The 13,578-nt window shown below is 67.0% G+C and carries 10 protein-coding genes and 2 pseudogenes; 11 read left to right on the plus strand and 1 reads right to left on the minus strand.

The window, feature by feature from the left end:
- The first annotated feature begins 46 nt into the window (after positions 1-46).
- The 5 genes from ACIBCK_RS11060 (at position 47) to ACIBCK_RS11080 (ending at position 9,272) form a co-directional block, all read left to right on the plus strand.
- Positions 47-5,011: a phage tail tape measure protein gene (locus ACIBCK_RS11060; protein ID WP_399388974.1), complete on the plus strand. Its 4,965-nt coding sequence runs from the start codon at positions 47-49 to the stop codon at positions 5,009-5,011.
- Positions 5,008-5,919, plus strand: a complete 912-nt coding sequence (locus tag ACIBCK_RS11065; protein WP_399388976.1) for a hypothetical protein — start codon at positions 5,008-5,010, stop codon at positions 5,917-5,919. The genes ACIBCK_RS11060 and ACIBCK_RS11065 overlap by 4 nt, the downstream gene beginning before the upstream one ends.
- Positions 5,916-6,848, plus strand: coding sequence for a hypothetical protein (locus tag ACIBCK_RS11070; protein WP_399388978.1), 933 nt, complete (start codon positions 5,916-5,918; stop codon positions 6,846-6,848). The genes ACIBCK_RS11065 and ACIBCK_RS11070 overlap by 4 nt, the downstream gene beginning before the upstream one ends.
- A gap of 21 nt (positions 6,849-6,869) precedes the next feature.
- The gene (locus ACIBCK_RS11075) at positions 6,870-7,946 is read left to right on the plus strand and encodes a hypothetical protein (protein WP_399388979.1); all 1,077 of its coding nucleotides are present in this window, start codon (positions 6,870-6,872) and stop codon (positions 7,944-7,946) included.
- Between the two features lie 255 nt (positions 7,947-8,201).
- A complete protein-coding gene (locus tag ACIBCK_RS11080) occupies positions 8,202-9,272 on the plus strand; it encodes a hypothetical protein (RefSeq protein ID WP_399388981.1) in 1,071 nt (356 codons plus the stop codon).
- 214 nt (positions 9,273-9,486) lie between these two features.
- Here ACIBCK_RS11080 and ACIBCK_RS11085 read toward each other — a convergent pair whose 3' ends face one another.
- Positions 9,487-10,344: a hypothetical protein gene (locus tag ACIBCK_RS11085; protein ID WP_399388983.1), complete on the minus strand. Its 858-nt coding sequence runs from the start codon at positions 10,342-10,344 to the stop codon at positions 9,487-9,489.
- Positions 10,345-10,619: 275 nt separating this feature from the next.
- Between ACIBCK_RS11085 and ACIBCK_RS11090 the strand changes: the two genes are divergently transcribed.
- The 6 genes and pseudogenes from ACIBCK_RS11090 (at position 10,620) to ACIBCK_RS11115 (ending at position 13,450) form a co-directional block, all read left to right on the plus strand.
- Positions 10,620-10,745 (plus strand): hypothetical protein, encoded by a 126-nt coding sequence (locus tag ACIBCK_RS11090; protein WP_399388985.1) that lies wholly within the window; start codon positions 10,620-10,622, stop codon positions 10,743-10,745.
- 689 nt (positions 10,746-11,434) lie between these two features.
- Complete coding sequence (locus tag ACIBCK_RS11095; protein WP_399388987.1) at positions 11,435-11,677, plus strand: hypothetical protein; 243 nt, start codon at positions 11,435-11,437, stop codon at positions 11,675-11,677.
- Between the two features lie 56 nt (positions 11,678-11,733).
- Positions 11,734-12,513 (plus strand): annotated as a pseudogene (locus ACIBCK_RS11100) (N-acetylmuramoyl-L-alanine amidase); the annotation flags it as partial.
- Positions 12,514-12,594: 81 nt separating this feature from the next.
- A pseudogene (locus ACIBCK_RS11105) lies at positions 12,595-12,786 on the plus strand (peptidoglycan-binding protein); the annotation flags it as partial.
- Positions 12,787-12,790: 4 nt separating this feature from the next.
- Complete coding sequence (locus ACIBCK_RS11110; protein WP_399388989.1) at positions 12,791-13,006, plus strand: hypothetical protein; 216 nt, start codon at positions 12,791-12,793, stop codon at positions 13,004-13,006.
- A gap of 105 nt (positions 13,007-13,111) precedes the next feature.
- Complete coding sequence (locus ACIBCK_RS11115) at positions 13,112-13,450, plus strand: Lsr2 family protein (protein ID WP_399388990.1); 339 nt, start codon at positions 13,112-13,114, stop codon at positions 13,448-13,450.
- Positions 13,451-13,578: the final 128 nt, after the last annotated feature.

Genomic DNA, 13,578 nt, shown 5'->3' on the forward strand with positions numbered 1-13,578 from the left:
GAGGGTGGGGCTAGGAGAGGGGCGCGGGGAGTAAGGGCACCGGCAGGTGTCGTCGTACACGCTCAGTGTCCAGGCACGAGCTGATTTCTCCCATCTCCTGTCGGAGATCCGGCAGGCCTCCCGCGCCATGCGCGGCCTGGGCCGCGACACCGCCACCCTCAACCGGAACCTCACCCAGATCGGGACCGGCGCCCGCAGATCTTCCACTGGGCTGCGGGGCCTCACCCGCGACTCCGATCGTGCCCGTGCTGGGCTGCGCCGTGTCGGTGCGGACGGGCACGCGTCGATGCGGCAGCTGCGCCACGGGCTGCTCGGCGCCCGGCAAGAAGCCCACCACCTTCGCGGCCTGTTGGTCGGCGGCGGCATCGTTGCCGGGCTCGCGGAGATCGCGAAAGAGGGCAACGAGTACCAGAAAGCGATCAACAAGTGGGGCGCGGTCACCAACGCGTCCGGCCTGGAGATGGTGCAGGCCGCGGCGAAGGCCCGCGAGCTCGGTGCCGACCTCAAGATCCCCGGCACGTCTGCGGCGAAGGCCGCGGACTCGATGCTGGAGCTGGCCAAGGCCGGCCAGACCAGTACGTCGTCCATCGCGAACGCGCGGGCTGCGATGCAGCTCGCCGCGGCCGACAACCTCTCGGCTGCGGACGCCGCCCGCTATTTGGGCGACGTCATGGACCAGTTCGGGCTCAGCTCGAACAACGCAGGTCGTGCCGCCGATGTACTTGCCGCGTCGGCGAACGCCGCCTCGGGTGGCTTGCAGGACATCTACTACGCGATGTCCTACACCGGGCCGGTCGCCGCCCAGCTCGGGATCTCGATCGAGGACACCTCGGCGGCAGTGGCGATGCTGGCCCGCTCCGGCATCCTCGGCTCGAAAGCAGGAACGTCCCTGCGCGGGATGCTGACGAACCTGGCCAAGCCCACCGCGAACATGCGCAAGGGCCTAGCTGATCTGGGCATTGAAGCGTGGGACACGCAGGGGAATTTCAAGGGCCTGCGCACGGTCATCGACGGGTTCGAAAAAGCCCAGCACAAGATGAGCCAGAAGGACTTCCTTGGCTCACTTGCGAACGTCGTCGGTAAACCGGCGCTGGCGGGTGCGTCGGCGCTGGCGCATCAGGGTGTCGAGTCTTTCGACCAGATGCACACGGCGATCGCCCGTACCGGTGCGGCCGAGGAGATCGCCGCTTCGCAGACGAAGGGTCTGGCGGGTGCGGTCACGCAGCTCAAGACCCAAGCCTCGAACACCGGGCAGGTCCTTTATACGGCGGCCGCGCCGGGGTTGGAGAAGGTCACCCGGCTGCTGACGTCCGGGATGGCTGCGGCCACCCCCGGTATGGCGGCCGTCATCGACTATGTGCACGACCTGTACACGCTGGCCGGGCCGTCGATGTCCAGGGCGCTCTCGTCGGGGCTGGACGAGGTGGGTGATTCCCTCGGTGGTCTGGGCGGGCCGCTGAAGGACCTCGCTTTCGACACTGCCGCCGCCGGGGTGAACGTTCTCGTCAACGGCGGCCGCGCCCTCATCGACATCGCGGGCAACTTCGGCTCGGCTGTCTCTCCCGTCGCCGACGCGATTGGCGATGTCGCGGAAGAGGCTGATGCGGGCGGGACCGCGCTCGACATCATCGTCACCGCCCTGAACCTGGTCTCCGCGACCGCCAGCACCGTGTCGGGTGCACTGGTCCCGATCGGGCACATCGTGGGCGGCCTGGTGCGCGGCTTCGGGGCGTTGCCGGGGCCGGTGCAGACGGCGATCATCGCGATGCTCCTCGCGCGCCGTGTCGCCCCGATGATGTCGCGGCTCGGTCAGACGGTTTCTGGGCCCGTCGTGGGCGCGTATCGCTCCCTTGGGGACCAGATGCGGGTTCAGCAGCGACTCGCGGCTGGGGAGGGGCAGTCCATTGGCCGGATCGGCCAGGCCCTCGCGGTGGTGCAGACCCGCATCCCTGTGGTGGGTCAGATGGCGAGTGCGTTCCGCAATGCCTCAGGCCCGATCACGGGGGTGGCGCGTGCGATCGGGACTGGAGTCGGTGGTGCAGCCCGCGGCCTGATGGGGGCGCTGGGCGGGCCGTGGGGTGTGGCGCTTGCCGGCGCAGGTGTCGGGTTGTCGATGCTCGCCTCTCACCAGCAGCAAGCCGCTCAGGCGGCTGCCGAGCACCAGTCGCGGATCAGTAGCCTCACCCAGGCGCTGCGCGAGTCGAACGGTGCCGTGACGGACAGCGTCCGCACCGCGGCCGCGCAGTCGCTGATGGACACCAAGGTCCTTGACGGCAAGGAGCGCCTGGTCGACGTCATGTCGAGGGCGGGAGTGCCGGTCAAGGACCTCACTAACGCCTACCTCAGCCAGGACGACGGCCTCGGGAAACTCCAGAAGCGTATGGAGGACGTCGCTGCGATCAACCTGAAGCCGGTGCGCGGCGGCGGCGTCATGTACACCGATGTGGGCCAGCGTGCGCATGACGCTGCTGAGGCGCTCGGTTCCGTCAAGGGCGAGATGTCCCAGGCTGTCAAGGACGCCAGGGATCTCGCTGGCGTCAATGGTGCCGCGGGCCGGTCCGCGGCGGACGCGGTGGGCCCGTTTGGGAAGTTCTCCGACGCGATGCGCCGCCTGTCGGATACGACGGCAGACGCCGACTCCCGTGCGCGTGGCCTGCATGACGCTCTGGACATCCTCGCGGGCGGTTCAGTGAACCTCTCCGCTGCCGAGGCCCGGCTGAATCGGTCAGTGTCGGATGCAGCCGAGTCGCTGAAGGGCGGCACCGACCACGCACAGGGGTACGGCAAGTCCCTGCTCAACATGGACGGTTCGCTGTCGACGGTCACCCGCAACGGGCAGAAGCTGTACGACCTGCTGCAGGGCCTGTCGACGAACTCCGCCGATGCTGCGCTGGCCGCCTACCAGTACGCGGAGGCCAACGGGAAAACGGTTCCGGAGGCGTTGAAGGCCGCGCAGGAGCAGATGGCTACCGCCCGCGACTCGGCGATCTCCACCGCCGAGGGCTTCGGACTGTCCGCGGAGGCGGCGGCGAAGCTCGCGGACAACGCAGGCCTGGTGCCGGAGCAAGTGTCGATCCTCCTGCAGACGGCCGGCATGGACGAGTCGATGGCTGAACTGCTCGCCGTGCAACAGGCGTTGAAGACGACACCTGGCCAGAAGACGGTCACCATCTCCACGCTGTCGAACGAGGCCCGCGAGGAGCTGGAGAAGCTCGGCTTCAAGATCAAGGATCTCAAGGACCGAAGGGTCAAGGTCACGGCCCCGACCGATCTGGCGCGCACGGACCTGGACGCGCTGATCTCGAAGATCGCGCAGACCCCCGGCGGCAAACACGTCAGCGTCACCTCAGCGACGGCGGCGACGATCAGCAGCCTGGAGGCCGTCAAGCAAAAGATCGCCAGCGTCCCTGGCGGCAAAACGGTCACCATGCGCGCGCCCACCGGGGAAGCGCGCAAGCAGCTGGAAGACCTCGGTTTCAAGATCCGCGCTGTTCCGGGCAGCAAGAACGTCACGATCACTGTGCCCACCGGGACCGCTACGAGCAACGTCGCAACGATCCAGGGCGCCATCAACGGGCTGCGCGGCAAAACTATCGGCATCGGTGTCTACAAGACCGAGTACCTCAACACCGTCCGGCAGGGCGGCAATTACGGGCCCTACAAGGACGGGTACCGGCTGGGCAAGAAGGACGGTGGCATCGTCACCTACGCGGACGGTGGTGTCCGTAAGGAAAACCATGTCGCGCAGATCGCGCACGGCGGCACATGGCGGGTGTGGGCGGAGGACGAGACTCAGGGCGAGGCTTACCTCCCTTTGGCCCCCAGTAAGCGGGCCCGCTCGAAGAGCATCCTGAACGAGGTCGCACGCCGCTTCGGCGGGCAGGTCGTCTACAACGCCTCGGGTGGCCTCTCCGACTGGTCCTATCAACCTTTGGGCTCGTCCGGCCTGACGATCTCCGATGTCATCTCCAAGTCGCAGCGCCAGGGCAAGGGCGGCAAGGAACACTTCGACCTGCACCTGTTCGAGAAGAATCTGCGCCGCTCGGTGCGCACAGCCCAGGGATGGCGCAACGACCTGTCGACGGTGGCCCGCAGGGCGGGCACGGATGTCGCCAAGGCACTGGAGGAGATGGGCGAAGACGGTGTCGCGCTGACGCGGAAGATGGCTCGCGGCTCGAACCGGTACGTGCGCGACATGGCCGCCCAGCTCACCAAGCTCGCCGGCACCGCGCGGGCGACGCTGAACGACTACACGGGCCAGTTGAACAATGCCGTCAAGAACAGCAGCGCGTTCCAGAAGAATCTGACGACGCTCGCCTCGCGCGGGAGCACGGCGCTCGCGCAGCGTCTTGCCGAACAGGGCGATGAGAACGCGGAGGCGTTGGCCGCTCAGGCGGTCAAGGACCGCAAGAAGGCGCAGAAGGCCAACACGGCCGCGAAGAAGGCCGCGACGACCCTCGACGGTGACCAGCTCGCGGACCTGGTGAAGCTCGTCGGGGCGTTGTCGAAGAACAAGGGCCTCCACTCGATCGCTGAGGCGACGGGGCTGGCCGAGGACCGGATCATCGAGGTCGGAAACCTCGCAAAGAGTCACATCAGGAAAACGGGCAAGGCGGACCGGTTTCTGTCCGACCTGGTGAAGGCGAACGCAGGGAAGGCGTACGCGAACGGCGGCATCTGGGAGCCGGGCGTGTACTCCTCGCCGCTCGGGCTGATCAAGTTTGCTGAGCCGGAGACTGGCTCCGAGTCCTACATCCCGCATGCCGGTGCCAAGCGCGGCCGGGCGACGGCTGTGCTGGCTGAGACCGCGGAGCGGTTCGGGTACGGGCTTGCGCCGCGTCGTCTGGTGGACGCTCATGCGGGGCGCGGACGGGTGACGGTGGTGCAGCAGGCTCCGGCGATCGGGCAGCAGACGATCCACGTTTCCGGTTCTGCCGCGACGGCCGACGACATTGCAGCGACGGTCTCGTATCAGATGCGGCGTGCCCGACGAGGCGGTGTGCTGCGATGAGCGACCTCACTGATTTCCAGCTGGAGATCGCCGGAATCCGGCTCGGTCACGGTACGAGCGTGCCCGTCGGGCAGATCGAGGGCCTGGCCCGTCCGGCTGTGCGTGGCGAGCTGGTGGAGCAGCCGAACGCGGACGGTGCCTGGCTCGGCGCTGACTGGTATGAAGCACGCACGCTGCGCATCGACTGTGGGGTGAAGACTCCGGGCGATCCCGCTGCAGCGGCCGGTATCGTCGCCCAGCTTGAGGAAGCCGCCGACGAGCCGCGTGTGCGCACGGTGGGCGGCGCGGTGACCGCGCTGCGGATCAAGTGGCCTGGTGCTCCGGTCCGTGTCTTGTTCGGGCGGCTGCGCAAGGTGGAAGCGTCGTGGGAACAGGCAGCGTTGGGCTGGGTGCCTCTCGACCTTGAGTTCACCGCACCAGATCCGCGGTATTACGCCGACGTCGAGCAGTCGGTGGGGCTGCGGCTGGGCTGGCTTTCCGGTGGCGGCTTCACCGCGCCCGTGCAGGCCCCGATCCGGGTGAGCGATGGGGACCAGTCAGGGCAGAACCGGCCGGGCTGGGTGACCAACAACGGCACCATCGACGCCTACCCAGTGCTGACGGTGCACGGTCCGTGCGCGAACCCGGTGATCACTCATGTGGAGACGGGCCGGCGCATCGACCTGGGGATCACCGTGCCGGTGGGCGAGTACGTGACCGTCGACACCCGGCCCGGGCGCCGCACGGTGACGCGGCAGGGCGACGGCACCGTCGCGACCACCTCGCCTCTGGGCAGCTTCAAGCTGCCGAAGGGCCGTTCCGAAGTGCGCTGGACCGCTTCCGATCCCACTGCGTCCGCCCGCCTGACGGTGGCGTGGCGTGACGCGTTCAAGACTCTCGTGAACCCGAAGGAGAACCTCGTTCGATGACGCTCCCCCAGGCCCCGCTGCTGGTGAACGGCGCCACCCACAGTGCTCAAACGTTCCGGCAGATGATCAAGGATCTGTCGCACGGCTCGGAGGGTGTGACCGAGGCCGCCGACCTCAAGGTGGCGCCGCTGCCGGTGCCTGGCGGTGGCGTGCAGATCGCGGACGGATCCGCAGTGATCCGCGGGAAGGCGTCGGCGTGGCAGGGCTCCTACACGGCGTACAACATCGGCGCCGCCACGGTGGATATCGCGCCGACGGGGGCTGCGCCGCGTTCGGATCTGATCGTTCTGCGGGTGCAGGACCCGGAGTTCGAGGGAGGGCTCGATCCGGCGAAAGACGCGGTCAACTTCTTCGACGTGATCCCCAACGTGTCCTCCACTGCCTCTGGGGTGCCTAAGGGGGTGACGGGGGTGCCGCTGGCCCGCGTCGATCTGCCCACGAGCACGGGGACGGTCACGGCGGGGATGATCCGTGATCTGCGGCGGGTGGCGAACCCGCGCAGGGAGCGGACGCTCTACACGGCGTACCCGACGAAGATGAGCAAGGCATGGAAGGACGACGACACGTGGCATGACTGGCCACCCGAGGCGCGCTGGCAGATACCGGTGCCGGCGTGGGCGACGAAGGTGATCGTCACCATCACGGTCGCGGGTCTGCGGATGGACTTCGACTCGCTGTACGGGAAGCTCCAGCTCGTGTTCGGCACGGTTCACGGCCAGGACACGGTCGTGGACGACAACCAAGGCAAGGTCGTGCGCCGGCAGACGATAGTGGCCGCCGACACTCTCACGCTGCCCGCCTCCTACCGGGGCACCAGCCGGGTGCTGTACATGCAGGCGAAGATGGCGAAGGACTGGAAGGGCGACCTGAGTGTCGACGGCGGCACGTCGATCATCGCCGATGTCGAGTTCACCGAGGGCCCGGTGTAGCTGGCGGTGGCGTACAGGTATTTGACGCAGCACGCTCTGACCGGGGAGTGGCTGTCGCACGATCTCCCCCTGCGAGGCGTGGAGTTCGGCCCTGATTTGAACGGGCCCGGCCATCTGCGGGGAGCTCTGTCTCCTCGCCTTGCGTGGTCGCATCCGGGGCTGACGGACCCGGGCAACACGCTGCTGTACGCCGAGGCGGGCGGGCGGATCCGGTGGGGCGGCATCATCTGGCAGACCGAGCCCGACGGCGGCACGATGCAGGTCGAGGCCGCGGGTTGGTCCTCCTACCTTCAGTACCGGCATGACCTGGACGGTGAGCTCGGCGGGCGGGGGCCGTACGTGAACACCGACCCGTGCCGGGTGATGCGCGACATCGTCACCTACGCGCAGTCCATCCCGGACGGCAGCCTCGGTGTCACTGTGGACGACACGACGTCGACGGCCAAGGTGGGCAGCCCGGCAGAGCCGTGGCATTCACGCTGGTGGGAGACACCGGTGCTCGGCGACCTCTTCGACGATCTGATCAAGGCTCCTGATGCGCCGGACTACACGTGCGCCACCTGGTGGGGGAAGGACCGGCGTCCGGTGCGGCGCATCCGGGTCGGCTACCCGCGTCTGGGTGCGCGCCGCAGCGACATCGCGTTCTCCTCGGACACCAACATTGTCGGCCATACGCCGGTCACCTACAGCGCGGACGAGTACGCGCAGGTCGTGATCGCCACCGGGTCGGGTGAGGGGCGCTCGCAGCAGCGGGCCGTCGACGCGGTGCGCAACAAGAGGCTGCGCCTGGAGCACGTGCTGGAACTGCCGGAGGTGCGCGGCCGTGACGCGCTCGCGCAGCGGGCCAGGCGGGAGCGGGCCTGGCGGCAGAGCCTGGGACACGTGGAGGAGATCACCGTCCGCAACCATCCCGCGGCGCCGATCGGATCGTGGCAGGTGGGTGACGACGTGCAGGTGTCGGTGCGCGACGAGTGGGCGAACTGGTCGGGCTGGTGCCGCATCACCGGCTTCACGATCCGCCCTGACACCGACTCCGGCGAGACCGCCCAGCTTCAGCTCGAACCGGCTGGCGCCCACCAGTACGCCACCGCCGCCTGAACCCGAAGGAACCTTGTGCGTAACGACATCGGCGCCCGCCTGGCCCGCCTGGAAAAGCTCGTGCAGACCATGATCCGCTCCCCCAAGCTGGTCAACGCCAGTCTTGAGGACGGGGCGCTGGACGTGTACGACGAGAACGGCTCACTGAGGGCTGTCATCGGACGGCAGCCCGACGGGACGAGCGGGTTCACCGCGGTCAACGGGCCCAGACCACCCGCCCCTTCACCTCCGCAGGCAGAGCCGGTTCTCGGCGGTGTGCGCATCACCTGGGATGGCGGTTTCGCCAGCGGCCAGCCCGCCCCGTTGGATCTGGCGCGCGTGCAGGTGCACGTCCTGAAGTCACCGGAGGTGGAGCCGGACGTGCAGTGGCCCACCACCACGATCGAGGCAGCGTCTGGAGCCTCGGTGACGGTCGCAGTGAACCACTACGGGTCCGTGTGGGTGCGGCTGACCGCAGTGAACAGCTCCGGCACACCAAGCGCACCCTCCTCGGCTGTGCAGGCCACGGCCCGCCGTGCCGCGTCTGATGACCTCGGCAATGGTGCCGTGCAGCGTGAAAACGTGGCGATGGGGGCGATCACTGCCGACCTGCTGCACGTGGACGCGATCAACGGAAAGATCATCACGGGTGCCACAGTGCAGACCGCCGCCGATGGGCCACGTGTAGTTCTCAACAATGCGCGACTGCGGGCGATCGGCACGAACGGGTCCGCGATCGGTATGGAGCCCAACGACGTCTACCCGTACATCTACTGGTCGTCCGTCGACGGTGCGAATCAGGCGTTCATCAACGTCAGCGGCCGCAGCGCCTCGGATGCGAACATCGGCATCAACTCCGGCACCTTCACTGACCCTGATGACAACGACACCTATCGGTGGCGGACGTTCTTCGGCAACGACTTCTTCGCTGCGGAGCGCATCACCGCCAAGGGAGCCAAACCGGTCGGCGGGCGCCTCTACCTCAACAAGAACGTCGCTCGGCTGGGGTCAGGTGAGGGCGGCGGCAGCTTGTCCCTGAGGCAGGGCACCGCCGCGCTGTTCGCGTCATCGATCCGGGCGGCCGGCGTGCTGCGGGCGGACAACGTCTCCATGGGTACAGTCACCATCAACCCGGTCGCCAACAAACCCACATCCATCACCTTGAGCGGCGGAAACGTCAAGGGAGAACACTTCCGAGCCTTCGTCACCCCCGTCACCTCTGTGCCCGGCAAGGCTGTGACGGGAGTCGGTGTGACGGCTGTGTCTTCGAGCGGTCTGACGATCTGGGTGAACCGCACCAACACCACGGAGACGCTCGTGCACTGGATGATCATCGGAGAGGACTGAAACACCCATGGACGACCCGACTTCGATCACCATGACCGTCACATGCCACACGCCAGAATGCCCTGTGAAGGGGCGGCCGTTCACGGCGACCTTCTACGCGAACGCGGAGCCGCCCACCTACCGGGGGATCTGCATGCGATGCGATGGGGCTCTTACCGATCTCGTACCCGTTCACGCCTCCCCGATGTAGAGCCTGCCAGTCCACGCGGGCTCATTACGGGCCCGACCCGGGGCTGGGATGGCGTCGCGGCAGCAGGCGCATCCTTCGCAGCCAGCGCCATCGCGTCCCTCCCCGGAGGTCCGCGTAACGGGTGGTCGCCTCAGGGTGCAAGGTTCGAACCCACAGCGGTCTGCCCACGATGATCCGTTCAGCGCCAGCAAGCGGGTTCCCCTCATGGAAGCGCCACCGACCGGCCTCCAGGACGACGTCGGTGTAGACCTCCGCGAGCACGGTGCAGTCGCCGTTGTGACCGACGGTGTAACCGCGGGTCTCGGGGCGACCCGCGTGCTCTTCGCCGGCACCCGTCACCCCTTGGTGCAAGGCGATCTTCAATGCCTCGACAGCAAGGGCTTCCGCATCGTCTTCGGTCGGAGGCCCGTCTCCGTCGCCAGCACGGAGCAACTTGTCGACCGCGGGCGCCTCGGAGGAGATCCAGCCGCCTTCGAAATCGTCCCAGGGGCCGAAGCCGCTTACGTTGTCCTGGCTCCCGAACAAACACACGTCGATTCGTTGGCCTGCGGGGCTGCGCGTCTGGAGGTGCAACAGGGCACCTGGGTTCTTCGCGTAAATGCCCTCAAACTGAGCGAACGAGACCCGCCCGGTGGCCTGGATGAATGCGGCGGGCGGCGGCGTGGTGAAGTCTTCGATCACTGATTTGCCCAGTGCTCGCCGCACTCGTCGCGCCTCCTCCACCCGGTTGCGGGTGAGGCGCTCCCGGCCCACGAGGCCCGCCTGGAAACCCCCGGCGCCGATGCCTACCGTCCAGCGCGCACGGCCCGTCAACTCGACGCCGTTGTCTTCCGCGAGCCTCTGGATGGCTCGGTCCGACCAGTACAAAAAGCTTCCGACCACAGGGCCTGCCCTTCCTCCATTGGGGGGACTGGGCACCACTCTGGCGGATCTACGGATGCCCGGGGCTACAAGCGGGAAAAGGCTCGCCGTTGTTCCGACGACGGCGCCTCGCGCTCTACGTCCATAGACGCAAGCCGTAGCGGCCCGGTTTTCACCAAATGCCGTCGCCGAGCGTGGCGTTCGGCATACCCTCAACTCGTGCATACGCACAGCTCCTCCTGACTCATCTCACATCCCGGGCAACCGGGCTCGGGACGACTCACAGGAGGTTCTGGATGGGTAAGTACAGGGAGTGGCTTCGGCGGCTCGGCCGCCGCGAACTGGCGCTGATCGTCATCGGTGCGGTCGTGTCCGCGTTCGTGTCCGCGGTGGCAACCAGGCTCGTTGAGGCCATGCCGTAGAAGCCGACCCCGATGTTTCAGCCATCGGGGTCGGCGGCTCTGCGGCCGCTCCCACAGGGCGCCCCTGTCCTGCATCCTGCGTGGTGCGGGCGGGGGCGCTCTGCTGTGTGAAGGACGAGTGCGGGCTTGTTGGCGGTCAAGCTCGCTGCGACATCCCATCTGGCCAAGTTCTCAGAAGGTTATGTCTAAGTTCTCATCTCTTGGCGGGTACTCCCGAGCCTAGTTGATTGCGGTAACCCGCAGCAGCGGAACGGCAAGCTTCACGTGTCACATCCCAACTTCGATACATCAGATTTGCTGTAAGGCTCTGACTGGCTCTCGCATCAGGATACGTCTCTACTCAACCCTTATCGTTGAAGCTTAGATCATCATTCTGACCCTTCTTCGTTGCCATTGAGCGTCTCTTTCCAGCTCTTCATCGCAGGTCACAACGGCGGCCCAGCCGACGTCACATGGCGGTGCGGCCGTCTGCCGTACGCCATCGAGCTGACGGGAATGAGCAGGTCAGGGGCCCTCCTCCTTCGCCAACGTACGATCACGGTAGGGCTCGGGGCTGCTCAGGAGTGATCGCGGTGTCCATGCCTCCCAGCGCCGAGCCGACGCTCTGGGAGCTGCACCGTGCCGTTTCCCAGCTACGAGAGGACCTTCGCGGGGACCTCGCTCGGCTGGCTGCCCGCCTTGATCACGTCGTGACCGAGGACGTGTACCGGGCGGATCAACGCGGCGTAGAGCAGCGGATCACTTATCTTGAGACGGGTTTTGGCGCCCTACGGGCCGAGGTGGATCAGAGCCTGGAGCGCACGGAGCAGCAGCGCCGCGAGGATCAGACGCAGGCGATGGCGACGCGTCGGCTGGTGTTCAGCTCGTTCGTCTCGCCGGTGCTGTTGATGGCCCTCCAGTTGTGGCTCGCCTCACGAGGCACAGCCCCATAGGGGCCCGCGGGACAGGGGGTTAAGTTGGGGCGCGGGGAGAACAGTGAGCGCCGAACGTGGCGACACCTATCAGTGCCCACCGACTCGTTGCTGTGCTGCGCGCCGAAGGCGTGCACGTGGTGGAGCGGCCGGGGTGGAGAACCCACAACAGGAACCACAAGGGGCCGTTCGGGCCGGTGAACGGTGTGGTAATCCACCACACCGTGACCTCCGGCACCAGCAACACCGTCAGCATCGTCGAGCGCGGCTACGCGGGCCTGCCAGGCCCGCTGTGCCACGGCATGATCGCGAAGGACGGCACCGTGTACCTCGTCGGACACGGCCGCACCAACCACGCCGGCCGCGGTGATGGTGATGTGCTGCGGGCGGTCATCGCCGAGCGCGGGCGTCCCGCTGCGAACGAAGCGGACACCGACGGCAACACGCACTTCTACGGCTTCGAGTGCGAGAACCGCGGCGATGGCACGGACCCATGGCCGAAGGCGCAGCTTGAAGCGATCGAACGAGCGGCGGCGGCACTGTGCCGCGCGCACGGCTGGAGCCCGGCGAGCGTGATCGGCCACAAGGAGTGGCAGCCGGGGAAGGTCGATCCCAAGGGCTTCACCATGGAATGGCTGCGGGCACGCGTGTCTGCCCGGCTGAAGTCCAAGCCCTCTGGTGGAAGTTCGGGCGGCGCTTCGGCGGGGGCTTCGTCGATGTATGTGGTTAAGAACGGCGACACGCTGTCCGGGATCGGCAAGAAGCTCGGCATCCGTTGGGAGCTTCTGGCCCAGGCCAACAAGATCAAGAAGCCGTTCGTGATCACACCCGGGCAGAAGCTCACCGTTCCAAGGAAGGCGGGCAGCGGCACCTATACGCCGTCTCCGTTTCCGAGCGGTCTTGCTCCGGGTCGTTCGTCACCGTCTGCGAAGGGTCTTCAGCAAGCTCTGAAGGACACCGGCTGGCTGGACCGCTCGGTGCCGCCCTCCGACAACTACGGCCCGCAGACTCAGAAGGCCGTGGCCGGGTTCAACCGCAAGCACAACCTGTTCACCACTGGCCGCCCCAACGATCCGGCAATCGGTCGCCGCGGCTGGAACCTCCTGCACCAACTCGCCTACGGAAATTGAGAACTTGAGCACCTTCGTCGCCGACCACAGTGCCCGCCTGTATGCCATTGCCGCAGCGGCGCTCTCCTTGATCGCGTACTACGTCGACGGGCTCCCGACGGGACTCATCCTCGCCTTGGCCGCGGCGATCCTCGGCACGGGCGAAGCGGTGCAGCGCAGCGAGGACCGCAAGACCCACCACGCTCTGCTGCGCGAGCCTCCGCACGTCCCCAAGGGCTGAAGCGCGAGCACCTCCATGTTGGCCCTGCGGCTTGGGGGTAGCGGTATCCGTGCTCTGGGCGCCAGCGATTGTCAGTACTGCAGGACGGTGTCCTACGATTCACGCATGGCCCAGAAAGTAGTCACAACATATGTGGATGACTTGACCGGCGAGGAATCGTCGGAAATCGCCACGCACAGCGTTCTTATCGACGGAGCCGGGGTCGAGATCGACCTCACGGATGAGAACTACGAGAAGCTCCTTGAGATCTTGAATCCGTATCTCCATGCTGACGGCGCTCGCAGGATTCGCGGGGGTGCGAAAGCGAAGGGGAAGCCCAAGGATGCGGGCAGCAAGACTGACTCGTCGGCGATCCGGGCGTGGGCCAAGGAGAACGGCTTCGAAGTCAGCAATCGTGGTCGCGTGCCTGCCGCTGTCCGTGAGGCGTTCGAGACGGCTCGTTGAGGCTCGTCGAAGGGAAGGTGGCCCCCGCTGTCCGCGGGGGCCACTTCGCGTTCCGCTGGATCGTGGCGGTGATATCACCGGTGAAATGGCAGATCGTCATCCGTGCTGTCAGGTTGGGGACCCGATAT

This window comes from Streptomyces sp. NPDC051218 (assembly GCF_044455475.1).
GTDB lineage: Bacteria > Actinomycetota > Actinomycetes > Streptomycetales > Streptomycetaceae > Streptomyces.